The organism is Azotobacter salinestris (assembly GCF_009363155.1).
Lineage (GTDB): Bacteria > Pseudomonadota > Gammaproteobacteria > Pseudomonadales > Pseudomonadaceae > Azotobacter > Azotobacter salinestris.
Genome location: NZ_CP045302.1, coordinates 2622722 through 2648721, shown reverse-complemented (window position 1 = coordinate 2648721; position 26000 = coordinate 2622722). Strand labels below are relative to the sequence as shown.

Sequence of the window (26000 nt, the reverse complement as noted above, 5' to 3'; positions counted from 1 at the left end):
TGACGGCTTCCCTCCTGATGGCCCGCCGGCGACGAAGCATTCGTCCGGCCGCGGCGGGCGACGGTGGACCAACGATCGCTTCGATCACAGCCCCCAGTGCGACACTCCAGAACAGAGCAGGATCTTCTATGCCCGGTACTTCCCCAGAACAACAGGCCGTTGAATGGAAACTATTGCTCGCGCAATTTCCTGCGTCGGTCGTCGTCCAGGTCAGGGAGCTGACCACTACCCACCAGGCCGAGCTGGCCGGGTATTTCTACGAGCAGATGCTGCAGGACGAACAGGCCACGCTCTTCCTCACCCACGAGCAGGTGAAGAGCCGTCTGCATGGCACCCTGCAGCAATGGATCGTCTCGGTGTTTTCCGCGGGCGACGACGATGCTGCGCTGCAAACGCTGATCACCCAGCAAAAGCAGATCGGCGAGATCCATGCGCGCATCAAGATCCCCATCCATCTGGTGCTGCGCGGCGCCCGCCATCTGCGCGAGCGGCTGTTCGCGCTGCTCTGCCGGCAGCCCCTCGATCCCGAGCACAAGCTCCTCGGCCAGCGCCTGATCGGCGAGACCGTCGATCTGGCCATGGAGGTCATGAGCCGAGCCTTCTCCGACGCCCATGACCGCAATTCGCGCAGCGAGGAAGGCTATCGGCTGTTCTCGGTGGCGCAGAACATCGGCGTCGAGCAGGAGCGCCAGCGCTCCGCCCTGCTCGACTGGGAAAATCAGTTGATGTTCGACCTGGCGGTCGGCCAGCCCTTCACGCAACTACCGCGGCTGTCCGGCTCGGAGTTCGGCCTCTGGTTCCGCCACAAGGGGGCCCATGCCTTCCAGGGTTCCCGGGAAACCGAGCTGATCCTGGAGGGCATGCGGCAGATCGACGAGGTACTGCTGCCGCTGTTCGAGCAGCCGGCGGCCGAGCCGAGCGTGGAGCAGCGCCTGCATACCCTGCGAACGTTGCGCGAACAGGCCAAGGGCATCGTCTTCCACCTCGACAACCTGTTCGAGCAGGCCAATGTGCTGGAGAGCGGCCGCGACGTGCTGACGCGCATGCTCAACCGCAAGTTCCTGCCGGTGATCCTGGCCAAGGAGGTGGCCTATGCGCGGCAGAACGAGCGCTCCTTCGCCGTGCTGGCCGTGGATATCGACCATTTCAAGCACATCAACGACGAGTTCGGCCACGAAGCCGGCGATCTGGTCCTGCAACAGCTCGCCGCCCTGCTCAGCAACAATTGCCGCGGCGGCGACTACGTGTTCCGCATGGGCGGCGAGGAGTTTCTCGTGCTGCTGGTCGACGTCAACCAGGGGCATGCGCTCGGGGTGGCCGAGAAGCTGCGCCAGCAGGCCGAGAAGGAGCGCTTCCGCCTGTCGGGCGAGCATGACCTGCAGCTGACCGTGAGCATCGGCGTGGCCCTGCACGACAGCCACCCGGACTATCAGCGCCTGTTGCGCCAGGCCGACCGTGCGCTGTACGACGCCAAGCATGGCGGGCGCAACCGGGTGGCACTGGCCCGGGAAATGGGAAGCTGAAAAAGGAAACCCGGGCAAGCCCGGGTTTCCTGTCTCTGGAGCCTGGCTCAGCCGTTCTGGCGGATGCCGGCGATCAGCCAGGGCTGGTTCTCGCCATGGCGGCGCTCCATGCGCCAGCTCTCGCTGAAGGCCTCGCCCTGCTCGAAGCGGGAGTTCTTCGACACGCCGCTGAAGGTCAGGGTGGCGACGGTCTTGTCGGCCAGATCGTCCAGGCCGTCCAGCTGCACCTGCAGGTTGTCGACGTAGGTGGACTGGAAGCCGTCGCCCAGCTCGGCGCGTTCCTTGCGAATGAACTCGAGCATCTGCGGGGTGACGAACTCGGCGATCTTGTCCATCTCGTTGGCGTCCCAGTGCTGCTGCAGGGACATGAAATGCTGGCGTGCGGCTTCCAGGAAGCGCTGCTCGTTGAACCAAGCCGGCGCCTGGATCGGAGCCCGACGCTGGGCGGCAGCCGGCGCGGCGCTGGCGGTCGGACGCGGCTGGGCCGGCATTTCCCGCTGCATCGGCGCGTGGCCGGCCATGGCCGGGTGCAGCTTGCGCCGGCGGGCGGCGATCAGGCGGTACACCAGGAAGGCGATCAGCGCGAGGATCAGGATGTCGAGCAGTTGGATGCCATCGAAGCCGTCGCCCATGAACATCGAGGCGAGCAGGCCGCCGGCGGCGATGCCGGCCAGCGGACCGAGCCAGCGCGAAGCGCCGCTGGCCGGACGGGCGGGGGTCGGCGCGGCCGCGTTCGGCGCCGTGGCGGTGCTGCCGGCCGGCTGCTGCGGCTGGGCCTGGCGGCTCTGGTGGATCGGCGCACTGCCGGACGACTTGCCGCCGCCGAAACGCTTGGCGTTGGCGTCGAGGCTGAGGGTCATGGCCACGCAACATGCCATGAAAAGACTGAGAAAACGGCGCATGTGGGAGTTCCCGTAGTTGATGTCACGCATTTCATCTTGCCCAGCAGTGCCGGGGCCTGTCATTCATTATTTCCCAAGCTGGAAGCGATGGTGGCCGGTCGCCGGACCGCGCCCGCGAAAAAATGTTTCGAGCTTTTGCGCCCGTGCCGTGCCGGCTCAGGGCCGCAGCAGGCAGGCCAGCGGCAGGCCGTGCAGGCGCCGGCGCAGGTAGGCGCGCAGCGCCGCCTCGTCGTCCCGGCGATGGCGCAGCCAGTGGGAGAGGGTGCACAGGTAGACGGCGCTGAGCGCGCACTCCTCGCCGATGCGCGAGAAGTAGGCGTTGTTCCGTCCGGCCGCCTCGCGCCACCACTGCACGGTGCGGCTGATGCGCATCAGTCCCTGCGCCTGCAGATGGAGGTGGCCCAACTCGAGCTTGTAGCACAGCATCTCCCCGGTCAGGGTCCGGTGCGGGGCCAGAGTGGCGAACCAGGCCACCATCAACTCCTCCAGCCGTCCGGCAGGGGCCATCGCCGCCAGGGCGGTGTCCCGGGCACGGGCCAGCAGGGCGGCGTCGGCGCGGTCGAACCAGGCTTCCACCAGGGCGTCCTTGTCCCGATAGTGGCGGGCGATCTCGTCCAGCCCGATGTCCAGCGTGGCGGCCACGTCGAACAGGCGCAGGCGCTCCCAGCCGCTACGCTCGGCGATTTGCAGGGCGGTGTCGAGGATCTGCGCGGAACCGGTCATGGACTCACCTCCGCTTTTGAGTATGGCCGCTGCCGCAGCGGCTGCCGGTGGCGGCGACCGGTGGCGGAAGAATTTGGGCCGGGCTGGCCGGGGCGATCCGGCTACACCGCCTCCAGCTTGGCGTAGCCGAGCATCAGCCACTTGCTGCCTTCATCCTCGAAGTTCACCTGCACCCGCGCCTGGGCGCCGGCGCCCTCGAAGTTGAGGATGGTGCCCTCGCCGAACAGCGGATGACGCACGCGCTGGCCGAGGGCGAAGGGGGTGTCCGGCACGGCGGCGCCAGCGAGCACCGCGGCGTGGCCGGGGCGGGCGGCGACAGGGCGGCTGACGGTGTTGGTCAGGCGCACCTCGCGGATCAGCGCCGGGGGCAGTTCGCGGACGAAGCGCGAGATCCTGTTGTAGGTCTCGCTGCCGTACAGGCGGCGGGTCTCGGCATAGCTCACCACCAGGCGCTGCATGGCGCGGGTGATGCCGACATAGGCCAGGCGGCGCTCCTCTTCGAGGCGGCCGGGTTCCTCCAGGCTCATCTTGTGGGGGAACAGGCCCTCCTCCATGCCGACCAGGAATACCAGCGGGAATTCCAGGCCCTTGGCGCTGTGCAGGGTCATCAGCTGCACGCTGTCCTCGAAGTCGCCGGCCTGCTGCTCGCCGGCTTCCAGCGAGGCGTGGTCGAGGAAGGCCGCCAGCGGTGTCTGCAGGCCCTCGTCCTCGTGGTGCTCGAAGGCGCGGGCGGCGCTGACCAGCTCTTCGAGGTTCTCCACCCGGGCCTGGGCCTTCTCGCCCTTTTCCGCACCGTGGTAGGCGCGCAGCCCGGAATCCTCGATCACCACCTGGATCGTCTGCGCCAGCGGCAGCTGCTCGACCTTCAGGGCCAGGGTGTCGATCAGCTCGACGAAGGCGTTCAGCGCGCTGGCGGCGCGGCCGGAAACCAGCTTGCCGCCGACCGCCTGATGCAGCACGCTCCACAGCGAGAGGTCGGCCTCGCGGGCCAGCTGGCGCAGGGTCTCGACGGTCTTCTCGCCGATGCCGCGGGCCGGCAGGTTGATGACCCGCTCCAGCGCCGCGTCGTTGTGGCGGGTATGGATCAGCCGCAGGTAGGCTACCGCGTTCCTGATCTCGGCGCGCTCGAAGAAGCGCTGGCCGCCGTAAATGCGGTAGGGGATCTTCTCCCGCAGCAGCGCTTCCTCGAGCACCCGCGACTGGGCGTTGGAGCGGTAGAGGATGGCGATCTCGCCGTGCGCCAGGCCGTCCTTGAGCGCCTGGCGGATGCTGTCCACCACGTAGCGCGCTTCGTCGTGCTCGTTGAAGGCGGCATAGAGGCCGATCGGCTCGCCGTCCGCGCCCTCGGTCCACAGCTCCTTGCCGAGGCGGCCCTGGTTGTTGGCGATCAGCGCATTGGCGGCCTTGAGGATGCTGCCGGTGGAGCGGTAGTTCTGCTCCAGGCGGATGGTCTCGGCGGCGGGGAAGTCCTGGCAGAACTGCTGGATGTTCTCGATCCGCGCGCCGCGCCAGCCGTAGATCGACTGGTCGTCGTCGCCCACCGCCATCAGGCTGGCGCCGCCCTGCGCCAGCAGGCGCAGCCAGGCGTACTGCACCGCGTTGGTGTCCTGGAACTCGTCCACCAGCACATGGCGGAAGCGCCGCTGGTAGTGCTCCAGAAGGCCCGGCCGGTCGCGCCACAGATCGAGGGCGCGCAGCAGCAGCTCGGCGAAGTCGATCACCCCGGCGCGCGCGCAGGCCGCCTCGTAGGCCGCGTAGATCTTCACCTGGGTGGCGAGGAACAGGTCGCCGCCCGGCTGGATGTGCTGCGGGCGCAGGCCTTCGTCCTTCTTCGCGTTGATGAACCACTGCGCCTGGCGGGCCGGCCAGCGCTGCTCGTCGAGGCCCAGCTCGCGGATCACCCGCTTGACCAGCCGCTGCTGGTCGTCGGAATCGAGGATCTGGAAGTTCTCGGCCAGCCCCGCCTCCTGCCAGTGGGCGCGCAGCAGGCGGTGGGCCAGGCCGTGGAAGGTGCCGACCCACATGCCCATCGGGCTCATCCCGAGCAACTGCTCGATGCGCGCGCGCATTTCGGCGGCGGCCTTGTTGGTGAAGGTCACGGCGAGAATCGAGTGGGGCGAGGCGTTTTCCACCTCGATCAGCCAGGCGATACGGTGCACCAGCACGCGGGTCTTGCCCGAGCCGGCGCCGGCCAGCACCAGGTGTGGACCCAATGGGGCAGCTACAGCTTGGCGCTGGGCGGCGTTGAGTGCACTTAGCAGAAAGGATAGGTCTTCGCGCATCACGGCATTCTAGCGGCGGCTGCGAAGACGGGGCAAACTCGGGTGACCTTGCCGATGCCACACCGAGGAAGAACGTTCGACCGCTTACCTTGGGACAGGACGCGTATAACCAGAATCATGGACATGAATTTCGTTTTTTCTGCCAACGTCATGCCGCCGGCCATCGCGCCGGAGAGCATCCGGGAGCGTTACGGCGTACAGATGGAGGCGGCCCTGAACCGCCGCCTGTACCGTGCCGCGCCGCTGCCGATCATGCTGATGCTGAGCGGCGGCCTGAGCTGCGTGCTGCTGCGCTGGGAACAGCACAGCCCGAGCACCCTGGCCTGGCTGGCGCTCTGGCTGGGCCTGCTGATCGGCCTGAGCCTGTGGCGCATCCTGGCCTTCCACCGGGCGCCGAAGGAGCGCCAGGCCGATGCGGCCTGGCGGCACAGCTTCCTGCTCGGCGCAGCCGTTTCGGGTGCGACCCTGACCCAGATCGGCATCTTTCTCATGCCGCTGGCCACGCCGCTGCAGCAGGCGCTGATCCATGGCCTGCTGGCGGCGGCGACCATCTGCGCCAGCATGGCCTATGCGGCCAGCCTGGGCGCCTTCCTCGCCTTCGCCCTGCCCGCCCTGCTGCCCTCCAGCCTGTATCTGCTCAGCCTCGACAATGGCGAGCTGCAGGGCTGGGGCATCCTCGGCCTGATCCTGCTGGCGGCCCTCGTGCTCAGTGCCTGGCAGATCAACCGGGCGACTCGCCGCAACCTGCTGCAGTGCTTCCAGAACCGCTCGCTGCTGGAATTCGAGAAGCAGACGCGACAGGCCACCGTCCAACTGAACGACGAGCTGGCGCGCGAGGTGCAACTGCGCCGCCAGGTCGAGGAGGAGCTGCGCAGCGCGCAGCGGGCGCTGGAGGAGCGGGTCAACGAGCGCACCCGGGCGCTGACCGCCAGCGAGCAGGCGCGCCGCGAGGAAAAGGCGTTGCGCCGCTACCTGTCCAGCCACGACCCGATGACCGGCCTGGCCAACCGCAGCCTGCTGCTGCGCCGCCTGAAACTCCTGATCGGGCGCCCGCGGGTACTCGGCCGCGAACTGGTGCTGATGCATTTCAACCTGGATCGCTTCAAGCGGCTCAACGAGAGCCTCGGCCATCAGGTCGCCGACCAGATCATCTGCGAGCTGGCCCGGCGCCTCGGCGGCAGCCTGCGCCGGGCCGACATCGTCGCGCGGATCGCCGTCGACGAATTCGCCGTGCTGCTGGAAACCGACAAGTCCCTTGAGGAGGTGGAGCAGCTCGGGCGGCGCCTGCTCACCCTGCTGCGCCACGGCGTGTCGGTGGACGAGCACGAGGTGGTGGTCAGCGCTTCGCTGGGGATCGGTCTGCTGTCCGCGGCCGGCGGCGATCCGGCGACGCTGCTCTGCCAGGCGGCCATGGCCATGCGCCATGCCAAGCAGCTCGGCTGCAACACCGTGCAGTTCTACCGCGACAGCCTGCAGAGCAGCAGCCGCGAGCGCCTGCTGCTCGAGGCGCAGCTGGACAAGGCGCTGGTGCGCGGCGAATTGGAGGTGTTCTACCAGCCGAAGCTGAATTTTGCGGCGAACCGTCTGCAGGGCGCCGAGGCGCTGGTGCGCTGGCGCCATCCCCAGCGCGGCCTGGTGTCGCCGGCCCAGTTCATCCCCCTGGCCGAGGAAACCGGGCAGATCGACGCCATCGGCGACTTCGTCCTGGACCAGGCCTGTGCCCAGGCGCGCGCCTGGCAACAGGCAGGCATCGCCGAGCTGCGCGTGGCGGTGAACATCTCCATGGGCCAGCTGCGCCAGGGCGACTTCGTCGAGCGGGTCGGCGCCGTGCTGGCCAGGACCGGCCTGCCGGCGCACCTGCTGGAGCTGGAGCTGACCGAAAGCCAGCTGTCGGACGACGTCGAACACCTGGCCCAGGTGTTCGGCAAGCTGCGCGCGCTGGGCGTGCGCCTGGCGATCGACGATTTCGGCACCGGCTATTCGTCGCTCGGCTATCTCAAGCACCTGCCGGTCAACGTGGTGAAGATCGACCAGACCTTCATCCGCAGCCTGGATGGCTCCGGCCGCGGCGGCGACGCGGCGATCACCCGGGCGATCATCGTCATGGCCCACAGCCTGGGCCTGGAGGTGGTCGCCGAGGGGGTCGAGGAGCCGGCGCAGCTCGAATTCCTGCGTGAGCACGGCTGCGACGAGATCCAGGGCTATCTGATCGGCCGGCCGGTGGAGGCGGCGACCCTGGCGAGCCAGCTGCGCGAGCAGGCCGCGCAACTGTCCTGTGCGGTCAACTGAGCCTCAGCCGCGGGTGGTGGCGCCGTCCAGCTCGCGCATCAGGAGGGCATAGCCGAGGTCCACGCCCTCCGGCACCGGCAGGTAGAGGGTGTGGCCGTCGCCCGGCGCTACCTCGGTACGCTCGCCGCGCTTGTTCTCCAGGGCTTCCAGACGGAAGTTCAGGTTGCCCTGGGGGGTCATCAGCTCCAGGCGGTCGCCGAGGGCGAAGCGATTCTTCACCTGCACCTCGGCCAGACCGTTGCGACGCTCGCCGGTCAGCTCGCCGACGAACTGCTGGCGCTCGGACAGCGAATAGCCGTAGGCGTAGTTCTGGTACTCGTCGTGCACGTGGCGGCGCAGGAAGCCCTCGGTGTAGCCGCGGTGGGCCAGCGACTCCAGGGTGTCCATCAAGGACTTGTCGAACGGCCGGCCGGCCACCGCGTCGTCGATCGCCTTGCGGTAGACCTGGGCGGTGCGCGCCACATAGTAGTGGCTCTTGGTGCGGCCCTCGATCTTCAGCGAATGCACGCCCATCTGCACCAGCCGCTCGACGTGCTGCACGGCGCGCAGGTCCTTGGAGTTCATGATGTAGGTGCCGTGCTCGTCCTCGAAGGCCTCCATGTACTCGCCCGGTCGCTTGCTTTCCTCGAGCAGCATCAGCCGCTCGGTGGGCGCGCCGCTGCCGAGGGTCGGCTCGCCCGGCTGCACCCGGACCGGCTCCTGGACGTGGACGATGTTGCCCAGCTCGTCTTCCTTGCCCTCGTGGGCCTTGTACTCCCAGCGGCAGGCGTTGGTGCAGGTGCCCTGGTTGGGGTCGCGGTGATTGATGTAGCCGGACAGCAGGCAGCGTCCGGAATAGGCCATGCACAGCGCGCCGTGGACGAACACCTCAAGCTCCATGCCCGGCACCCGCTCGCGCATCTCGCCGATTTCCTCCAGCGACAGCTCGCGGGAGAGAATCGTCCGGGTCAGCCCCTGACGGCGCCAGAACTCCACGCTGGCCCAGTTCACCGCGTTGGCCTGCACCGAGAGGTGGATGGCCATCTCCGGAAAGTGCTCGCGCACCAGCATGATCAGCCCCGGGTCGGACATGATCAGCGCATCCGGCTGCATGTCGATCACCGGCTGCAGGTCCTTGAGGAAGGTCTTCAGCTTGGCGTTGTGCGGGGCGATGTTGACCACCACGTAGAACTGCTTGCCCTGGGCGTGGGCCTCGTCGATGCCGAGCGCCAGGTGGGCATGATCGAACTCGTTGTTGCGCACCCGCAGGCTGTAGCGCGGCTGCCCGGCATACACCGCATCGGCGCCGTAGGCGAAGGCATAGCGCATGGACTTGAGGGTGCCGGCGGGGGACAGCAGTTCGGGACGGAAGACGGAGGCGGTCATGGCGCAGCGACTCGCGGGGCAGCAAAAGGGCGAAGGATTCTACTGCGCTTTGCCGGGATGTGCGCCCTTTCCGATGGATGTGGGCAAGGGCCACCATTTCCATTTATTTTATGCGGTACGAATTCTGCATAAATTAAAAACCCACGTATCATGGGGCTTTACGGACGTGATCAGGCAGCGATTGGCTACTCAAAGGCAGAAAATCGCCCGTCGCGCATTGATCTGGATCAACAAAACCATTGCTTTTTGTTTCGACGGGCGACGCCAACAGCGCAGCGCCCGGGTGCCGCCCGCCACTTCCGGTTCCTGACACCTCAGGACGGCGATGTGAGTCGGGCGGGTCAAGGAAGCAGCAGAAACCTGAAATGTTCCACGGAGGAATGTCCATGAAGAACTTCGCGATCCTGACCCTGATCCTCAGCCTGTCGGCGCTCGGCAGCGCCCATGCCGCCGAGGCGGTCAAGGAAACCGAAGACCAGACCACCGGCAGGTCGCTGGGTGGCATGAACGGCATGATGATCGGCGCCATCGGCGGCCCGCTCGGCATGCTGATCGGTGCCGGCATCGGCGCGCTGTTCGGCGGCACCGCCCAGGAGGCTGCCGGTCTCAGCGAGCGCAGCTACGAGACCGGGGGCAGCGACGGCGAGAGCAAGGCGCTGCGCGCGCCCAACTGAGCGGACCGCTCCCGGCCGCTGCCTCGCCGCCCTCTGCCGGGAGCGCCTTTCCCTCCCCGCCCGCCACACGCCACACGCCACACGCCGCACGCCGCACGAGCGCGCCCACCTTGCCAGCGACCATCGCCAGCGCTGCGCCGTGGCCGTGCCGCTCCTCCTCTGTCCTGTATCAAACCTGTCCGTCCGGCAACTCCATCCGTCGCCCACAAGGCGGGCAAGCACAAGCGCGGCTACGATTTCTTGACCTGGATCAATGAAAGTTCATTTTTTGGGAGGAGTTCCGACAAGCGCTTGTCCGTGACGTGACATTTTGTCGCGAATCGGCCCGGGGAAAGGAAGCTAAGTCATTGATTCTACGTGCCAACCCCTCTGGCATGTTTCGTGGAATAACCATGATGTAGCCCACTGAAAGTTCCTCGGAGGAACCGCCATGAAAAAGCTCGGCATCCTGGCTCTGACCTTTGGCCTGCTGACCACCATCGGCACCGTCAACGCAGACGAGATCGTTCGTGAAGTGAAGGATCAGACCTCCGGCAAGGCAACAGGTGGCATGACCGGCATGATGGTCGGCGCCGTTGGCGGGCCGATCGGCGCCCTGGTCGGTGCCGGCATCGGTGCGCTGTTCGGCGGCTCCGCCCAGGACGCAACTGGTGGCAGCGACCGTGCCTACGTGGTCCGCACCGACAGTGGCGAGCTGAAGACGGTGCGCTCGCCGAACCGCGTCTTCGCCGCCGGCGACAAGGTCGAGATCCGCGGCAACCGTCCGCATCCGAAGAAGCCCAAGACCACCGCCCTGGCCGACGCCAGCGACGCGCTGCGCACCATCCGCTAAGCATTTTCCGGCCCGGACCTCCGACCGGGCCGTTACCGCGTTAGGCTCTCCCGCTCCCCTGCCCCCCCCCTGGCGATCGAAGCGGCGGGAGAGCCGCCCTCACTCCCTACGCCAATGCCACGCCGTCGGCCTCTCCCGCGCAACCGGGGCCGTATCGGCGCCTTTCCGTTTCCGTTTTCCGGCCGGCTGTGCCGTCTTTTTCCCCGGTTTCAGGTTTCCCGGGCGAACCGCTCCGCCGGACCGCGATGCCCGGGCCGAGGCAATGAAGCAAAAAAAACCCCGGACTTCATGTGGGGGAGGGAGAAGTCCGGGGTTTAACTTCGGACTCCAGGGAGTCCGAATATCTGCCAACACTTAACACAACAAGGAGCATCGAGAGGCTTTTCAGCCAGTCGTACGGGTCTGACTGCACGGTTGCTCCAAAAGTTCAGTCGGACCGAAAAACATTTTCAGCGGAAAATGCAGCTTTCCAGGGGGAATTTCCGTCTTCTCGATGGCGTTGAGGCGGCGCGGCTCAGTGCGCCTCGTCCCAGTTGCCGCCGACCCCGGCCTCCACCAGCAGCGGCACGTCCAGCGCGGCGGCGCCGCTCATGCGCGGCAGCAAGCCGGCCTTGAGCGCCTCGACCTGGTCCTCGCGCACCTCCAGCACCAGTTCGTCGTGCACCTGCAGGATCATCCGCGCATCCAGCCCGCTCTCCAGCAGCCAGGCGTCCACCGTCACCATGGCGCGCTTGATGATGTCCGCCGCGCTGCCCTGCATCGGCGCGTTGATCGCCGTGCGCTCGGCGGCCTTGCGCAGGGCGCCGTTCTTCGACTGGATCTCCGGCAGGTACAGGCGGCGGCCGAACAGGGTCTCCACGTAGCCCTGCTCGGCGGCCTGCGCCCGGGTGCGCTCCATGTAGGCGAGCACGCCGGGGTATCTGGCGAAGTAGCGGTCGATGTAGGCCTGGGCCTGCTTGCGGTCGACGCCGATCTGCTTGGCCAGGCCGAAGGCGCTCATCCCGTAGATCAGCCCGAAGTTGATCGCCTTGGCGCTGCGCCGCTGATCATGGGTGACCTGCTCCAGCTCGACGCCGAACACCTCGGCGGCGGTGGCGCGGTGCACGTCGCGGTCGTGGCGGAAGGCGTCCAGCAGGCCCTCGTCCCGGGCCAGGTGGGCCATGATGCGCAGCTCGATCTGCGAGTAGTCGGCGGCCACCAGCTTGTAGCCCGGCGGTGCGACGAAGGCCTGGCGGATGCGCCGGCCTTCGGGAGTGCGGATCGGGATGTTCTGCAGGTTCGGGTCCGAGGAGGACAGCCGCCCGGTGGCGGTCACCGCCTGGTGGTAGCTGGTGTGGATGCGTCCGGTGCGCGGGTTGATCTGCTGCGGCAGCTTGTCGGTGTAGGTGCCCTTGAGCTTGCTGAGGCTGCGGTGCTGCATGATCACCTGGGGCAGCGGGTAGCCCTGCTCGGCCAGCTCGGCGAGCACGCTCTCGGCGGTGGACGGCTGGCCCTTGGCGGTCTTGGACAGGACCGGCAGGCCGAGTTTTTCGTAGAGGATGGCGCAGAGCTGCTTGGGCGAGGCCAGGTTGAACGCCTCGCCGGCCAGATCAAAGGCCTCGCGCTCCAGCTGCTGCAGCTTCCCGCCCAGCTCCAGGCTCTGCTCGCCGAGCAGTTTGGCGTCGACCAGCGCGCCGTGGCGCTCGATGCGCGCCAGCACCGGCACCAGCGGCATCTCGATCTCGGTCAGCACCTTCGCCAGCGCCGGGATGGCCTCGAGCTTCTGCCACAGGCACTGGTGCAGGCGCAGGGTCACGTCGGCGTCCTCGGCCGCGTAGGGGCCGGCCTGCTCCAGGGCGATCTGGTCGAAGGTCAGCTGCTTGGCGCCCTTGCCGGCGATGTCCTCGAAGCGGATGGTGCCGTGGCCGAGGTACTTCAGCGCCAGGCTGTCCATGTCGTGACGGGTCGCCGTGGAGTCCAGCACGTAGGATTCCAGCATGGTGTCGTAGGCCACGCCGCGCACCTCGATGCCGTAGTGCGCCAGCACGTTCATGTCGTACTTGGCGTGCTGGCCGACCTTGGCCCGGGCCGGGTCCTCGAGCAGCGGCTTGAGCGCGGCCAGCACGGCGTCGCGGTCGAGCTGCTCGGGCACGCCCATGTAGCTGTGCGCCAGCGGGATATAGGCCGCCTCGTGAGGGGAGACGGCGAAGGACAGGCCGACCAGCTCCGCCTGCTGGGCGTCCAGGCTGGTGGTTTCGCTGTCGAAGGCGATCAGCTCGGCCTGCGCCAGCTTGCCCAGCCAGGCCGCGAAGCGCTCCCGGTCGAGCACGGTCTCGTAGTGCGCCTGGGGCGCCGCCGGGTCCGCCGCGGGGCCGTCCGCGCCGGCCTCGCGCAGCAGCTCGTCCAGCCAGCTCTTGAACTCCAGCTCGCGGTACAGCTCGATCAGCGCCGTGCGGTCCGCCGCCGCCGGGTGCAGCGCCTCAACCTCGATATCCAGCGCCACGTCGGTCTTGATGGTCGCCAGCTGGTAGGACAGGTAGGCCATCTCGCGGTGCTCCTCGAGCCTGGCGGCCAGCGACCTGGCGCCGCGGATCGGCAGTTCCGCCACCTTGTCGAGACTGGCATAGATGGTGTCGAGGCCACCGCCCAGCCCCTGCAGCAGGCCGAGCGCGGTCTTCTCGCCGACCCCCGGCACGCCGGGGATGTTGTCCACCTTGTCGCCCATCAGCGCCAGGAAGTCGATGATCAGCTCCGGGCCGACGCCGAACTTCTCCACCACCCCGGCACGGTCCAGCCGGCTGCCGGTCATGGTGTTGACCAGGCTGATGTGGCCGTCGACCAGCTGCGCCATGTCCTTGTCGCCGGTGGAGATCACTACCGGCCGATCAACGGCAGCGCTCGAGCAGGCCAGGGTGCCGATCACGTCGTCGGCCTCCACCCCGTCGATGCACAGGAGCGGCAGGCCGAGCGCCCGCACGCAGGCGTGCAGCGCCTCGATCTGCACCCGCAGGTCGTCGGGCATCGGCGGGCGGTGCGACTTGTAGTGCTCGAACAGTTCGTCGCGGAAGGTCGGCCCCTTGGCGTCGAACACCACCGCGAAGGGGCTGTCCGGATACTGCCTGCGCAGGCTGAGCAGCATGTTCAGCACGCCCTTCACCGCCCCGGTGGGCAGGCCAGCGGAGGTGGTCAGCGGCGGCAGGGCGTGGAAGGCGCGGTACAGGTAGGAGGAGCCGTCCACCAGGACGAGAGGGGTCTGGGCCATGACGAAGAATCAACCTTTTCCGCGGGTGCGGCGCTAGAATGACAAGACTTGACGACGAAAGGACAAGGTTACCATGCACACCTTCCCTCGCCTGCTGCTGGCCGGTCTGCTGGCCTTCGGTGCGGTTGGCGTCTTCGCTCAGCAGGATGCACCGTCCGGCGAGCCCGACGTGACCATCCGCGAGGAGGACGACAAGACCATCGAGGAATACCGCGTCAATGGCTTCCTCTATGCCATCAAGGTCACCCCCAAGTTTGGCAAACCCTATTTCCTGGTGCGCGCCGACGGCAACGATGCCAACTTCGTGCGCTCCGACGAGCCGACCATGCGGATCCCCGCCTGGAAAATCTTCGAATGGTAAGTGAGCCCTCCTGAACATGTCGGTTTTTACCCCTCTCGAACGCCACGAGCTGGAAACCTTCGTCGCGCCCTACGGGCTCGGCCGGCTGCTGGATTTCCAAGGCATTGCCGAAGGCAGCGAGAACAGCAACTTCTTCGTCAGCATGGAACAGGGCGAGTACGTCCTGACCCTGGTCGAACGCGGCCAGATGGACGATCTGCCGTTCTTCATCGAACTGCTCGACGTGCTGCACACGGCCGACCTGCCGGTGCCCTACGCCCTGCGCACCACCGACGGCCAGGCCCTGCGCAAGCTGGCCGAGAAGCCGGCGCTGCTGCAGCCGCGCCTGCCCGGCAGGCACGTGCAGGAGCCCAACGCGCACCACTGTCGCGAAGTCGGCAGCCTGCTCGCCCGCCTGCACCTCGCGACCTGCAAGAACCCGCTGCCGCGGCCCAGCGACCGCGGCTTGGAATGGATGCAGGAAAAGGGCCCGGAACTCGCCCTGTCGCTGCCGGACGAGCAGCTGCCGCTGCTGCGCGAGGCGCTGGCCGAGGTCGCCCGGCTGAAGGCCCGCCTGCTCGCTCTGCCTGCGGCCAACCTGCACGCCGACCTGTTCCGCGACAATGTGCTGTTCGACGGTGCGCATCTGACCGGGGTGATCGACTTCTACAACGCCTTCTCCGGCCCGATGCTCTACGACCTGGCGATCGCCGTGAACGACTGGTGCTCCCGGGAAGACGGCCCCCTCGATCCGCAGCTCACCCAGGCCATGCTCGCCGCCTACTCGGCCAAACGCCCGTTCCGCGCCGCCGAGGCCGAACTCTGGCCGGCCATGCTGCGCATCGCCTGCCTGCGCTTCTGGCTGTCCCGGCTGATCGCCGCCCAGGCCTTCGCCGGCCAGCAGGTGCTGATCCACGACCCCGAAGTGTTCCGCTGCCGCCTGCAGGCGCGCCGCCACGTCCAGGTCGCCCTGCCCTTCGCCCTGTAATCCCCGTCGTAAAACCCCAGTCCCACGTAGGGTGGGTTAGGCCGCAGGCTGTAACCCACCGACCGGCCGCGAGGCCGGCAATGGGGATGCCTGCCGGCATCCTTGGCGGGTTACGCCGCATGGCGGCTAACCCGCCCTACGCAACGCTGGCACCGCCGCTTGGCCTGGTACCGGACGGTAGGGTGGAAAACGCGCGCAGCGCTTTTCCACCACCTGCCCGGCTATGGGCGCACGAAATCCAGAATCGCCTCCACCGTCCGCGCGGCGCCTTCCCCGAAGAGCATGGTCATGTGGTTGCCGGGCACCTCGACGTAACGTCCGTCGGCCACCGCCGCGACCGTCTCCAGCGCCTGCTCGCGCGGCAGCACCGGCGGCGTGCCCGGCGGCCCGTAGGCGCCCGGGGCATTGACCAGCAGCATGGGCTGGCGGACGGCGGCCAGATGGCCCGGCCAGTCCTCGGCGAGCAGCCCGTCGAGCGCCTCGCCGATCGCCTCGGGGCGCGAGCGCGGCCTGAGCGTGCCGTCGTCGCGGGTTTCCACGTCGGCGCGGTAGGCGCTTTCGATGGCCGGGTCCCACCAGCCCGCGTAGAACGGCATCCGCTTGATCGTCGCCAGATACTCATCCCACGAGGGATGCACCGTACCCAGACGGTCCAGGGACGGCTGGATCAGCTCGCGCACCTGCGGATGGAAGGAGCAGGCCGCATCGAGCACTACCAGCCTGCCGACCCTCCCGGGGTAATGCGCCGCCATGTACAGGGCCAGCAGGCCGCCGAACGAATGCCCGCCCAGCACCACCTGCGCCAAGCCCAGCGCATCCAGCAGGCCGACCACGTCGGCGGCATGCTCGGCCATGCCGTAGCCGCGGTCCGGCTTATCGCTCAGCCCGCGCCCGCGCAGATCCACGGCCAGCACCCGCAGCGCCGGACTCAGCCCCGCCGCGATCAGGCCATCAAAGGCATGGGCATTGGCGGTCAGGCCGGGCATCAGCACCAGCGGCGGCTCGCCGCCGGGATGATCCAGACAGTGCAGTCGAAGGCCGTTGGTCTGTACGAACCGCTCCATGGGCTGCTTCCTCCGATAGCGGGCAGTGACGGGTGAAGGCTGCCGGAAAGGCTCGCCTTCGATTTTCAGAGGATAGCCGGGCGATCCACGGGAGCCCGAAGCCGGCGGTGCGACGGTTGCCGGTCAATAGGGCACATAGTTCTCCAGCTCCTTGATGCGCTGCTCCGCCCGCTCCTGCATGCAGCCGATATGGACCAGGGTGCGGATCGTACCCGAGGCGTGCATGGCGTACTGCACGGCGCAGTCGGCTTCGCGGAACCTGATCCATGCCCGCTGGGCCTCGAGCAGCTTCTGACGCATTGCGGTGTAGTCATCGAGTTCCGTGTCCGGCTGGGACAACTGCTGCACCAGCTTCTGGTAGGCGGCATTGAGCTTGCGCTCGACCTTCGCCTGTTCGAGGGCGGCGCAGTGATTGAGATCCGGCGTGGAAACGGCCGCCCCGCAATCGATGGGGGCTTCCGATGCCGCGCTCGGCAGCGTTGCGGACAGGCAAAGAGCGAGAGCCGGCAGGCACAGCCACAGAGGGTATCCCGCCAGCCGGACGCGAGAGGAAGGCGGCTGGCGGCGATGGCGGAACTTCATGACAAATCTCCGAGGGTTGCGATCCATGAAAGGAGCTTTGCGTATCTGGCGAATCCCGTGTGTGTGTCCGACACACAGGGCCGGCACCAGCAGGATGGCGCCGAACGGAAGCCCCAGAACGGCGCCAGAGGTCGATCCAAGGAGAGTGCCATGACGAGGCCGGAAAGAAGAGCATGCCGGTTGAAGCCGGCTCATATAACGAGGCGCTGCCTGAAGCGTTCCGATGAGGAAGCCGGATCCACCAGAGCATCGTCTGAAACAGCGTTTCCCCAAGTGACCGAAGGGCACTCGTGAATCTGGAAAGGCACTCCTGCAGCACATGGGATGCCCCTCGGCGTGTCCCGGCGCCGCCGACTGGCCGACTGCTCGGGCAAGGCTACTCTTGTGGCCAGGATTCGGGGGGCTTTCTGCACGCCGACCGGATCCACCGACGAGGAGGGAGGTCAGGGAAAGCCATGTCTGACACTGCTGTCTTAGATGCCCAGCATGTTTCGACTGTGGATGCAAACCGTCCACGGTCTGTGGGTATCTTTCCCATCTTGCTCATTCGACTTGATCCCGTTTGGGAGGCGATATGTGCATGTTCGTCTCCGAAACTTCGCCGGTCGGGCATAACCGGATCGGCCCTCGAAAAGCCCTTTCGGCAAGGTGCCAAGGCAGCCTCCCCGATTTCGTCACCGCCATGATGCAGCCAGCCAATCAATTGCTGTACCTGCTCTACGGGAAGAAACCGGCCTACAGGTACGAAGCCAAGTTCAGCATACTCACCGCCCTGGCCAGGCATGACAAACCGAACGGTTTCGTTATCCGGCTGATGACCGATGATCCACAGGCGTTCGAAGGCTGGCCTGTGGATATCATTCCGCTGGACTCGATAACCCTGGATAAATGGGCCGGAAACTTCGGCTATGTCCATAGACGCAAGGCCTGCGCGATTGCCCTGGCCGCAGGCTGGGCGGAGAAGACCGTATTCATCGATTGCGACACCCTTTTCCTGGCTGCGCCCGGCAGCCTCTTCGGCAAGGTCGGGCCTGGAAGGTATCTCGTCGACGAATTCGAGTGGCACTGGAAGGAAGCAGTCACTCGCCCCGCCTATTCGCAACTGGCGACAGCCCTGGAAGCCAGCGGCCAGCGCCCGCCCGACGAGCTGAGGCTCTACAACAGCGGCCTGTGCGGAATCTCGAGACAGGATGCGCCTCTGATCGAAGAGGTCATCGCAAGGATCGATCAATGGGGCGAGCATGCCTCCCGGCTGCATACGGTCGAGCAGATCGCACTGTCGTTCGCCCTCCGGGACAGGGTGGTCAGCGAAGGGCGCGGCATCATTCATCACTACTATGCGCAAAAGGCCTTCTTCCATGCCATGCAGGAAGTCTTCTTTGCGCGGTACGGTGAAGACTTCAGCCGGAAGCTGGTTTCCCTGAGCCGGGAAGTACCGAGGCAAAGACCCTGTCCGTCAGTGCTGCGCCGTCTGCAGATCAAATGGCGACTCAAGGGCGTGAATCCGGAACTGCGCCAGATCGGCAAGAAGCTCATGTATGGCAGCTTCCTGCCTTCAAGCGGCTACGCGCAGGCATGTCGCGATGTCTGGTGGGATTCGGCGCGGCGGGATCTGCTCAGGGCTCAGGGGTATGACTTGAGTCGTGGCTGGCCTGCCCAATTGCCTCGTGCGGGAAAAGGATCGGAATCGCAGTTCGAGTCCTTCCTTCGTCGCTTTCCTTGCCAGTGAAGGCCTGATAGCCACGGGCTTGCGGCTCTTCGGGCCCGTAGGCGCGACTCAATAAAGTCTCAAAAACTACTTCAGCGCTGCACGCATTTCTCGGTCCCGAAGTTGCCGCCCTTGAATTCGGGCTCGTAGTAATACTTGTCGAAGGTCCATTTCCCGGCCTCGTTCCGGACGAGTGACGCGATCCCCGTGCCATTGTCCCGGGTGCTCTGATCGGTAAGGGCGAAGTAGACCCCCATATGGGTGCCCTGCGCGGCAGCCTGCCCGAGGTATGTGCCATAGCCCGGCACTTCCAGCTTGAAGTTGTAGGCCCCGTACTGATCGAAGCTCTGCGCGCGAACGAGTTCCAGCGTCACGGTGCCGGTGTACTAGTGGACTGTCTGTAAAGTTCGTTAATCCAATGCCAGGCCAGTATACTGTGCGCTCTATCGCCCTGGATTGAGCATTCATATGGCCCGGCCAGCAGCTCCTTTTCTCTTGAACCCCGGTGATGCCGATAAGCTGCAAGGCTGGCTGCGCATGGGGGCGCTGCCTCAGAGCATCGGCCAGCGAGCCAGAATCCTGTTGCTGCTGGCCAATGGCCTCACGCCCAGGGAGATCAGCGAGCAGCTGCACGTCTCCGCGCCAGTGATCTTCAAATGGCGCAAGCGCTATCAGGAGGCTGGCCTTGAGGGACTGAGCGACCTGCGGCGCAGTGGAGCACCGCGCAAGCTCGACGAGGCGAAGATCAAGGAAATCCTGACGCTGACGACCCAGCGGGTGCCGCACGAGGCTACCCACTGGAGCCTGCGATTGATGGCCAGGTACGCTGGGGTCAGCCTCTGGCAAGTCGCACAGGTGTGGGCGGCTGCCGATCTTAAACCGCACCGGTTGAAAACCTTCAAGATCAGTAACGATCCGCACTTTGCAGACAAAGTGGTCGATGTCGTCGGGCTGTACTTGAATCCGCCCGACAACGCCCTTGTGCTGTCTGTTGATGAAAAAACGCAGATCCAGGCGCTGGATCGCACGCAGTCCATGCTGCCGCTCAAATCCGGGCAGGTTGAGCGGCGGACGCATGACTACAAGCGTCATGGGACGGCCAGCTTGTATGTCGCCTTCGACATCCTGACGGGCAAGGTCATGGGCCGTATCACTCAGCGACACAGGGCCAGGGAGTTTCTCGAGTTCCTGCGACAGATCGACCGTAGCACCCCGTCCGAGCTGGACCTGCATGTGATTCTGGACAATGGCTCGACTCACAAGACGGTGGCCGTCAAGGAGTGGCTGGGAAAGCATCCCCGTTTCAAGCTGCACTTCACGCCGACCAGCGCCTCATGGCTGAACGCCGTGGAGGGCTGGTTCGCTCAGCTGGAAAGACGGGCGCTTTATCGTGACACCTTCAGCAGCGTGGCTGATCTGAGAGCGGCTATTCGTCGGTTCATCGAGGCTCATAACGAACATTCGGCCAAGCCGTTCCGCTGGAACAAAACGGCTGAGTCGATTATCGGCTCGGTGCATCGAGCAAAGCTGGCAGTTATTCGGAATGAGTTATTGGATTAACCAGACAGTCCATTAGGCAGCTGCAGAGCGCAAACAGGCATTGAGCTCGTTCCCGACCGTGATGACAGTGCTCATTATTCGCTCGTATTCGGGCTCCAGAAGCTCTCTAAGGGAAATCCTGAAAAAGACTTCCCGATTCTGGTGAAATACACCCGCTCCCTTGTCCGAGTTTCCCGATGAAGCAACTGTCCTTCGCCGATGCCGAGTATGCCGGCAAGCGCAAGCAGACCCGCCGCGAGCGCTTCCTGCTCGAGATGGACCAGGTGGTGCCGTGGCAGGGGCTGATCGCCCTGATCGAGCCCTACTATCCCAAGGGCGAAGGCGGTCGGCCCGCCTACCCGCTGGCAGCCATGCTGCGCGTGCACCTGATGCAGAACTGGTTCGGCTACAGCGATCCGGCGATGGAGGAAGCGCTGTACGAAACCACTCTCCTGCGCCAGTTCGCCGGCCTGAGCCTGGAGCGCATCCCGGACGAAACGACCCTCCTCAACTTCCGTCGCCTGCTGGAGAAGCACGAACTGGCCGGGGGAATACTGGAGGTGATCAACGGCTATCTGGGCGAGCGCGGACTGTCGCTGCGCCAGGGCACCATTGTCGACGCCACCCTGATCCATGCGCCGAGCTCGACGAAGAACAAGGACGGCAAGCGCGACCCGGAAATGCACTCGACGAAGAAGGGCAACCAGTACTACTTCGGCGCAAAAGCTCACATTGGTGCCGACGCTGAGTCGGGTCTGGTGCACAGCGTGGTGGTCACGGCAGCCAACGTGGCAGATGTCACCCAAGTCGACCAACTGCTGCATGGCGAGGAAAACGTAGTGAGTGCCGATGCGGGCTATACCGGCGTAGAGAAGCGCCCCGAGCATGAAGGTCGGCAGGTCATCTGGCAGGTCGCGGCCCGGCGCAGTACCTACAAGAAGCATGGCAAGCGTAGCGCCTTATACAAAGCGATCCACAAGATCGAGAAGGCCAAGGCCCAGGTACGAGCCAAGGTCGAACATCCGTTCCGCGTGATCAAGCGCCAGTTTGGCTACACCAAGGTGCGCTTCCGGGGATTGGCCAAAAACACGTCACAGTTGGTGACGCTGTTCGCCTTGTCGAATCTGTGGATGGCGCGCCGATATTTACTGGCGAATGCAGGAGAGGTGCGCCTGTAATGCGGGAAACGGTTGCTGCGACGTGCTCGCGGCAGCTAAAAAACGCAGAAACGAGCGGGTGATCTGATCGTTTTTGATCGATTCTCCGCTTTCAAAGTCGGCGGGGGGCTGAAGTCAGCCAGAAATACATGACTACTTCAGACCATCCTAAGCGACACAGCAGGATAGCTCTTTCCATTTCGCTCGAATGCGGATACATGAAGTTCTCGGAGAGTCTGTCGTTCCCCTGTCCAGTCCTCGTTATACGCGGCGCACACCACACTTCGATGCTTGCTCATATTAGGGTTTGTCTGAAAAGTCGATTTGGCTAAAATGCCGCCTCCGTTGTTCCGAGCGCAGCCATGTCAGGCCGTTACGAGATTTCTGCCCAGCGCTGGGCGATGATCGAAGCCATCGTTTCTCCCCCTCAACGCATGGGCCGCCCCCGGCGAGATGACCGCCAGATGCTCAACGGCATCTTCTGGATTCTGTGCTCAGGGGCCAAGTGGCGCGATCTTCCCGAGCGTTATGGCCCCTGGAAGACGGTATATCAGCGCTTCAGGCTGTGGCGTGACAACGGCACCTTCGAGCAGGTGCTGCGGCATCTGCATCTGCGTCTGCGTGAGGACGGCTTTATCGACCTGGATACCTGGATGGTCGACTCAACGTCGATTCGGGCCACCAGAGCCGCCAGCGGTGCGAGAAAAAAAGGGGCCTGCAAGAGCCGCAGCACCAATGTCTCGGCCGAAGCCGTGGTGGGCTGACCACCAAGCTTCATCTGGCCTGTGACAGCAACGGGTATCCGCTGGCAGTGATGCTTTCACCCGGGCAGGACGCCGACTCGCGCTATTTCATGCCCTTGCTTGAGCAGATCAGCCTGCCTGGCAGCCAGGGTCGTCCGCGCAAGCGCTGCCGGTATGTACTGGCTGACAAAGGCTACGACAGCGAAAGCCTGCGCCAATACTGCGACCGGTATGGCATGAAGCCCATCATTCCCTTACGCAAGATGCACCGTAAGCCTCGACCGGGCTTGCCTCGCCTATTTGACAGACCGCAGTACCAAAAGCGCAACGCCATTGAACGACTGTTCAGTTGGCTCAAGGAAAAGCGCCGTCTTTGCACCCGTTATGACAAGCTGGCCAGCAGTTTCAAGGCCATGGTCACGCTGGCCTGCATCGAAAAATGCTTACGTGCCGACTTTTCAGACAAACCCTAGTGTGGTGAATCACAAGTTCGCTTCATTATTTCTTTGCAAGGCTCGAGCAGCCCTGCCGACAGAGGCCAGGATTTCACCTGCTCCCTTACTCCAGCGGAAAGGCCTTGGATTCTGGTTGTAGGTCGCCAGGTAATACTCGATGGACTGCTCGAGATCCTTCACGCTGGTATGGGCCTGGCGCTTTATCCACTTCTGGGTGAGCATCGAGAAAAAGCGCTCCACCAGATTCAGCCATGACGCAGACGTCGGGGTGAAATGCACGTGATAACGCGGGTGCGCGACAAGCCAGGCACGCACCTTGTCGGTCTTGTGCACGGCATAGTTATCCATGATCAGGTGGATGGCCTTGTCGCTCTCGACCGTTTCCTCGATGGCCCTGAGAAACTCCAGGAATTCTGCGCTGCGGTGACGGCGCTTGAGACGTCCGATCACCTCGCCGGTGGCCACATCCAGGGCGGCAAACAAGGACGTCGTGCCATGGCGCTGATAATCATGGGTACGGGTCGCCGGATACCCAGGCTCCAGCGGCAGCCCCGGCTGTGTTCGATTGAGCGCCTGGATCTGGCTTTTCTCATCGACGCACAGTACCAGCGCTTTATCCGGCGGATTCAGGTAGAGCCCTACGATATCCTGCACTTTGTCGACAAAGGCGGGATCGGTGGACAGCTTGAAGGTGTGCTCCAGGTGAGGCTTGAGCCCGAAGGCTCGCCAGATACGCTGTACGCTCGCCGGTGAAATATGGGTGGCCTTGCTCATCCGGCGCGAGCTCCAATGACTGGCATCGTCGGGCCGGGTCTGCCGCACCCGGTCGACCACTTCCTGGACCTTTTCATCGCTGATGCTGCGTGGGCGGCCTGAGCGCGGCTCGTCATTGAGGCCTTGCAGGCCCAAACGGGCGAAGCGAAGGCGCCACCTCGAAACGGTTTGCGCCGTAATGCCGAGCCGTCGAGCAATGGAAGAGCCGGACTCGCCTCGAGCGCAGGACAGAATGATCTCGGCGCGCAGCTGCATATCGGCAGGCCCCTTGTGCCTGGCTCGGCGGCGGGTGAGTTCGGCATGCTCGTGTTCGGTCAGTTCGATCCGAACGGCTGGGCGGCCTGTTTTCATCGCATGCCCTCCGAAAAAACTCTGTCAGCTCCGCGGTAGACAAGTCTTATCCTGAGTAGTTGTGATTCACCACACTAGAAACGGCAGCCAAATGCTGCCAACCGGGGCCTGATTGCATTGAGTGCAGTGCCGAGGAAAGACGTGCGAACTGGCTATCTTTTTTGAGGCATGAAACGACACTTTGAACTGCAACTTTCGAATCATCCAATGCGTATGACTGCAAGTTCTGGCCTGCAGCAAAGTAGATTGCATGCGCAAATATGTCTGGAATGGCGTGCAGGCTTTGCACTGCCGCTAACGAATGCGCCCCGGCTTGCACCATAAAGACCTGAAACGCTCGCTCCTTCTTCTCTGCACCCTGCACGTGAATTTCAAGGATAGTTCTTGTGTTGCCGCCGAGATGCTTTCTCTCAAAGTCTTTCGAAAGACGCATCGCTTCAGCAAAGTGATAAGAAGAAAAAGCCTGCCGGTCTGTTACCGACCTCGCACTCTCGCGGGTGAGTTTCTCTTGGTCGCGGCCAAACACACGTTGCACAAGTCGGTATGTTTCGTGGAGATCCCAAGGAGTCATGTTTGAGCGACCTAACGAAGCTGTAGAAAAACCCCAAAAACACTGCCGCCACGCACGCCCCAGCGCCGCGTTTTTTGCGCACGGCCGGATTGCATGGTCAGCAGGGCATTCGAGGATGTTTTGAGCGGATACCCGCCCAGTGGGCGTCCATGTCGGACAGGCAAGCCCTGACGAGGCGCCCGGTTGGGGCGGCTGCAGGGGCCGGCACTCATTGCCAGGCCCCGTGGGTCGCCAGTTTCTCGATGTTGTGAATCAGGCAATAGAGCTTCCACTGCCCGTCCACGCGCTCCCGGCCCCGCAGGGTGAAGCGGTCCAGGCGCTTGTTGTAGCGCAGGTTGCCGAACACCGGTTCCACCGTGGCGAAGCGCCGGCCGATCATCTCGCGCCCCTGCGGGCTGTCGATGCGCTGACGCATCTGCTCCAGCACATCGTCCTCCCGCTGAGCCCTGGGCAGGAAAAACGCCACCTGCCGTGCCGCGGTTTTCTCCGGGTTACGCAGGCATTTCGCGCGCTGCAGGCAGGCCAGGCAGTCGCGCATGGCGCCCTGGAACTTGATGGCCCGCAGGCCCTTGATCAAACAGTGGCTGCCGTTGCCGTACAGCGACTTACCGGCCGGACACACGCAAGTTTTCTGCTCCGGATCGAAGCGGAAATCGGCGGGCGTATACAGTTTGGAAGCACGTGGCTTGGGGTTTTTGTCCCAGAGCGGGTCGGGCTTGCTCAGGTGCAGCTCCTGCCCGGCATAGCGCGGGTCGCGCTGACGATAGCCGTTGTCGGGGATATAGGCCGGGATGCCGGCTGCGCTCAGTTGTTCGAGTCCGGCTCGGCTGTGGTAGCCGGCATCGGCGGTGTAGCAGGTGTCGGGGGAGCGGACATGGGCCGTAGCCTCGACCGCCGGGCCGAGCAACGCCTGCTCTGCGCCGGTGCCATGGGCCTGGGCTTCGACGATGATCTGTGCCTTCTCGTCCACCGCCGCGACCCCGGTGTAGCCCTGGATCACGCCCTTGCCGGTGGCCATCTTGGCCGACTCGTTGTCGGTGCGATTGGACAGGTTGACCCGTCCGGTCACGCCCTTGTGGTCCTCCGGATTGTCATTCAGCCAGGCACGCAGTTGCCGGGCACTGGCTTGCAGGCGCTCGAGCTGGCGTGCAGCACGCTGATCCTCGCCCTCCGGACTATGGTCGCTCTGACGCTGCCGCTCGATCATCGCCCGGGCGGCCTTTTCCATTTTCTCGGCTTGACGCAGGAAGTCGGCACGGGTGCCGCTGCGGGCCTTGCGGGCCTTGCTGGCGTTGCTCGGCAGCTTCACGCCATCGATGGCGAACATCTCGCGGCCAATCAGGCCCTGGCGGTCACAGACGGCGAGCACCTGGGCGAACAGCTTGGCGGCCAGGTCGCCCATGTTGGAGACGAACGCGGCCAGGGTGGTGAAGTGCGGCTGGCTGTCGCCGGATACGGCCATGAACAGCACATGCTCGCGGCAGGCGGCTTCCATCTTGCGGCTGCTGACGATGCCGCGGCTGTAGGCCAGCAGAACGATCTTCAGCAGCACGGCCGGATCGAAGGCCGGAGCGCCTTCGACGTCGTTGCGGTAGCGGGCGTGGAAGCCGGAGAGATCCAGTTCGTGGTCGACCAGGTAACACAGGGCATGCTCGAAGCTGCCGGGCAGCAACTGCTTGTCGAAATCCACGGGGAGCAGCTTTAACCCCTTGTGAACGCACTTGAACCGAGGCATCGCCTCGCGCCTTCCTGCGAATGGATGGGTCGAAGGGTATCAGGCCCGACACGGACCGATAGCAGGTTTTTCTACAGCCTCAACGCTTAGCTCAGCCGCGTGGGCTGCGCAGCAGACCACGTCGGTTGGAGCGTATCGTTATGGCTTGCCAAATGGCGTACC

At 65.0% G+C, this 26000-nt stretch carries 22 protein-coding genes; 11 read left to right on the top strand and 11 right to left on the bottom strand.

All coding sequences use genetic code 11. The features are described 5' to 3' along the window. Positions 1-128 precede the first annotated feature (128 nt). Positions 129-1523 (top strand): diguanylate cyclase, encoded by a 1395-nt coding sequence (locus GCU53_RS12440; protein WP_152387893.1) that lies wholly within the window; start codon positions 129-131, stop codon positions 1521-1523. Between the two features lie 47 nt (positions 1524-1570). Here GCU53_RS12440 and GCU53_RS12435 read toward each other — a convergent pair whose 3' ends face one another. The 3 genes from GCU53_RS12435 to uvrD all read right to left on the bottom strand — a co-directional run bounded on the left by GCU53_RS12435 (position 1571) and on the right by uvrD (position 5430). Beyond that, on the bottom strand, positions 1571-2425 hold the full coding sequence (locus GCU53_RS12435; RefSeq protein WP_152387892.1) for a Tim44 domain-containing protein: 855 nt from the start codon (positions 2423-2425) through the stop codon (positions 1571-1573). A 156-nt stretch (positions 2426-2581) separates the two neighbouring features. Next, positions 2582-3148 (bottom strand): TetR/AcrR family transcriptional regulator, encoded by a 567-nt coding sequence (locus GCU53_RS12430; protein WP_152387891.1) that lies wholly within the window; start codon positions 3146-3148, stop codon positions 2582-2584. Between the two features lie 101 nt (positions 3149-3249). Further along, positions 3250-5430 (bottom strand): DNA helicase II, encoded by a 2181-nt coding sequence (gene uvrD, locus GCU53_RS12425; RefSeq protein WP_152387890.1) that lies wholly within the window; start codon positions 5428-5430, stop codon positions 3250-3252. Between the two features lie 123 nt (positions 5431-5553). Between uvrD and GCU53_RS12420 the strand changes: the two genes are divergently transcribed. After that, a complete protein-coding gene (locus GCU53_RS12420) occupies positions 5554-7719 on the top strand; it encodes a putative bifunctional diguanylate cyclase/phosphodiesterase (protein WP_425278152.1) in 2166 nt (721 codons plus the stop codon). Positions 7720-7722: 3 nt separating this feature from the next. Here GCU53_RS12420 and trhP read toward each other — a convergent pair whose 3' ends face one another. Next, complete coding sequence (trhP, locus tag GCU53_RS12415) at positions 7723-9084, bottom strand: prephenate-dependent tRNA uridine(34) hydroxylase TrhP (protein ID WP_152387888.1); 1362 nt, start codon at positions 9082-9084, stop codon at positions 7723-7725. Between trhP and GCU53_RS12410 the strand changes: the two genes are divergently transcribed. The 3 genes from GCU53_RS12410 (at position 9083) to GCU53_RS12400 (ending at position 10590) form a co-directional block, all read left to right on the top strand. After that, positions 9083-9394 carry a hypothetical protein gene (locus tag GCU53_RS12410; RefSeq protein WP_152387887.1) on the top strand — a complete coding sequence of 104 codons (312 nt, stop codon included), beginning with the start codon at positions 9083-9085 and terminating at the stop codon, positions 9392-9394. The two genes, trhP and GCU53_RS12410, sit on opposite strands and share 2 nt — an antisense overlap. Before the next feature lie 76 nt (positions 9395-9470). Then, on the top strand, positions 9471-9758 hold the full coding sequence (locus GCU53_RS12405) for a hypothetical protein (RefSeq protein ID WP_244306744.1): 288 nt from the start codon (positions 9471-9473) through the stop codon (positions 9756-9758). 430 nt (positions 9759-10188) lie between these two features. Continuing rightward, a complete protein-coding gene (locus GCU53_RS12400) occupies positions 10189-10590 on the top strand; it encodes a hypothetical protein (protein WP_152387885.1) in 402 nt (133 codons plus the stop codon). A 514-nt stretch (positions 10591-11104) separates the two neighbouring features. Here GCU53_RS12400 and polA read toward each other — a convergent pair. Continuing rightward, positions 11105-13831, bottom strand: a complete 2727-nt coding sequence (gene polA / locus GCU53_RS12395) for a DNA polymerase I (RefSeq protein WP_152387884.1) — start codon at positions 13829-13831, stop codon at positions 11105-11107. A gap of 73 nt (positions 13832-13904) precedes the next feature. On the opposite strand from polA, the gene GCU53_RS12390 reads away from it, so the two are divergent. After that, positions 13905-14192: a DUF2782 domain-containing protein gene (locus tag GCU53_RS12390; protein WP_152387883.1), complete on the top strand. Its 288-nt coding sequence runs from the start codon at positions 13905-13907 to the stop codon at positions 14190-14192. Between the two features lie 16 nt (positions 14193-14208). Beyond that, positions 14209-15159 (top strand): homoserine kinase, encoded by a 951-nt coding sequence (locus tag GCU53_RS12385; RefSeq protein WP_152387882.1) that lies wholly within the window; start codon positions 14209-14211, stop codon positions 15157-15159. A 221-nt stretch (positions 15160-15380) separates the two neighbouring features. Here GCU53_RS12385 and GCU53_RS12380 read toward each other — a convergent pair whose 3' ends face one another. After that, positions 15381-16223 carry an alpha/beta fold hydrolase gene (locus GCU53_RS12380; protein WP_152387881.1) on the bottom strand — a complete coding sequence of 281 codons (843 nt, stop codon included), beginning with the start codon at positions 16221-16223 and terminating at the stop codon, positions 15381-15383. Between the two features lie 123 nt (positions 16224-16346). Then, entirely contained in the window at positions 16347-16805 is a 459-nt protein-coding gene (locus GCU53_RS25485) for a lysozyme inhibitor LprI family protein (RefSeq protein WP_167520064.1), read from the bottom strand. Between the two features lie 580 nt (positions 16806-17385). Here GCU53_RS25485 and GCU53_RS12370 point away from each other — a divergent pair. Then, on the top strand, positions 17386-18534 hold the full coding sequence (locus GCU53_RS12370; protein ID WP_244306741.1) for a hypothetical protein: 1149 nt from the start codon (positions 17386-17388) through the stop codon (positions 18532-18534). Positions 18535-18605: 71 nt separating this feature from the next. On the opposite strand, the gene GCU53_RS12365 is transcribed toward GCU53_RS12370, so the two are convergent. Continuing rightward, a complete protein-coding gene (locus tag GCU53_RS12365; protein ID WP_208845234.1) occupies positions 18606-18887 on the bottom strand; it encodes a hypothetical protein in 282 nt (93 codons plus the stop codon). Positions 18888-18981: 94 nt separating this feature from the next. On the opposite strand from GCU53_RS12365, the gene GCU53_RS12360 reads away from it, so the two are divergent. From GCU53_RS12360 to GCU53_RS26105, 3 genes are all read left to right on the top strand, one after another. Then, the gene (locus tag GCU53_RS12360) at positions 18982-20073 is read left to right on the top strand and encodes an IS630 family transposase (protein ID WP_152387879.1); all 1092 of its coding nucleotides are present in this window, start codon (positions 18982-18984) and stop codon (positions 20071-20073) included. A gap of 176 nt (positions 20074-20249) precedes the next feature. Continuing rightward, entirely contained in the window at positions 20250-21230 is a 981-nt protein-coding gene (locus tag GCU53_RS12355) for an IS5 family transposase (protein ID WP_152385832.1), read from the top strand. A gap of 341 nt (positions 21231-21571) precedes the next feature. After that, a protein-coding gene (locus GCU53_RS26105; RefSeq protein ID WP_152386036.1) for an IS5 family transposase occupies positions 21572-22425 on the top strand; the annotation gives its coding sequence in 2 pieces (ribosomal slippage) (positions 21572-21926 and positions 21926-22425; 855 coding nt in all). Between the two features lie 9 nt (positions 22426-22434). On the opposite strand, the gene GCU53_RS12345 is transcribed toward GCU53_RS26105, so the two are convergent. The 3 genes from GCU53_RS12345 to GCU53_RS12335 form a co-directional block, all read right to left on the bottom strand. Beyond that, positions 22435-23532, bottom strand: coding sequence for an IS630 family transposase (locus tag GCU53_RS12345; protein WP_152386010.1), 1098 nt, complete (start codon positions 23530-23532; stop codon positions 22435-22437). A 46-nt stretch (positions 23533-23578) separates the two neighbouring features. Beyond that, positions 23579-24103 carry a hypothetical protein gene (locus GCU53_RS12340; RefSeq protein WP_152387878.1) on the bottom strand — a complete coding sequence of 175 codons (525 nt, stop codon included), beginning with the start codon at positions 24101-24103 and terminating at the stop codon, positions 23579-23581. A 208-nt stretch (positions 24104-24311) separates the two neighbouring features. Next, on the bottom strand, positions 24312-25838 hold the full coding sequence (locus GCU53_RS12335) for a transposase (RefSeq protein WP_152387877.1): 1527 nt from the start codon (positions 25836-25838) through the stop codon (positions 24312-24314). Positions 25839-26000 lie beyond the last annotated feature (162 nt).

Coding starts and splice junctions, on each gene's coding strand:
- GCU53_RS12370 (WP_244306741.1), top strand. CDS start 17,386: ATGTTCGTCTCCGAAACTTCGCCGGTCGGGCATAACCGGATCGGCCCT.
- GCU53_RS12340 (WP_152387878.1), bottom strand. CDS start 24,103: ATGACTCCTTGGGATCTCCACGAAACATACCGACTTGTGCAACGTGTG.
- GCU53_RS12355 (WP_152385832.1), top strand. CDS start 20,250: ATGAAGCAACTGTCCTTCGCCGATGCCGAGTATGCCGGCAAGCGCAAG.
- GCU53_RS12380 (WP_152387881.1), bottom strand. CDS start 16,223: ATGGAGCGGTTCGTACAGACCAACGGCCTTCGACTGCACTGTCTGGAT.
- GCU53_RS12385 (WP_152387882.1), top strand. CDS start 14,209: ATGTCGGTTTTTACCCCTCTCGAACGCCACGAGCTGGAAACCTTCGTC.
- GCU53_RS12420 (WP_425278152.1), top strand. CDS start 5,554: ATGAATTTCGTTTTTTCTGCCAACGTCATGCCGCCGGCCATCGCGCCG.
- GCU53_RS12390 (WP_152387883.1), top strand. CDS start 13,905: ATGCACACCTTCCCTCGCCTGCTGCTGGCCGGTCTGCTGGCCTTCGGT.
- uvrD (WP_152387890.1), bottom strand. CDS start 5,430: ATGCGCGAAGACCTATCCTTTCTGCTAAGTGCACTCAACGCCGCCCAG.
- GCU53_RS12360 (WP_152387879.1), top strand. CDS start 18,982: ATGGCCCGGCCAGCAGCTCCTTTTCTCTTGAACCCCGGTGATGCCGAT.
- GCU53_RS12440 (WP_152387893.1), top strand. CDS start 129: ATGCCCGGTACTTCCCCAGAACAACAGGCCGTTGAATGGAAACTATTG.
- GCU53_RS12410 (WP_152387887.1), top strand. CDS start 9,083: ATGGCGCAGCGACTCGCGGGGCAGCAAAAGGGCGAAGGATTCTACTGC.
- GCU53_RS12345 (WP_152386010.1), bottom strand. CDS start 23,532: ATGAAAACAGGCCGCCCAGCCGTTCGGATCGAACTGACCGAACACGAG.
- GCU53_RS12400 (WP_152387885.1), top strand. CDS start 10,189: ATGAAAAAGCTCGGCATCCTGGCTCTGACCTTTGGCCTGCTGACCACC.
- GCU53_RS12430 (WP_152387891.1), bottom strand. CDS start 3,148: ATGACCGGTTCCGCGCAGATCCTCGACACCGCCCTGCAAATCGCCGAG.
- GCU53_RS25485 (WP_167520064.1), bottom strand. CDS start 16,805: ATGAAGTTCCGCCATCGCCGCCAGCCGCCTTCCTCTCGCGTCCGGCTG.
- GCU53_RS12405 (WP_244306744.1), top strand. CDS start 9,471: ATGAAGAACTTCGCGATCCTGACCCTGATCCTCAGCCTGTCGGCGCTC.
- polA (WP_152387884.1), bottom strand. CDS start 13,831: ATGGCCCAGACCCCTCTCGTCCTGGTGGACGGCTCCTCCTACCTGTAC.
- trhP (WP_152387888.1), bottom strand. CDS start 9,084: ATGACCGCCTCCGTCTTCCGTCCCGAACTGCTGTCCCCCGCCGGCACC.
- GCU53_RS12435 (WP_152387892.1), bottom strand. CDS start 2,425: ATGCGCCGTTTTCTCAGTCTTTTCATGGCATGTTGCGTGGCCATGACC.
- GCU53_RS12335 (WP_152387877.1), bottom strand. CDS start 25,838: ATGCCTCGGTTCAAGTGCGTTCACAAGGGGTTAAAGCTGCTCCCCGTG.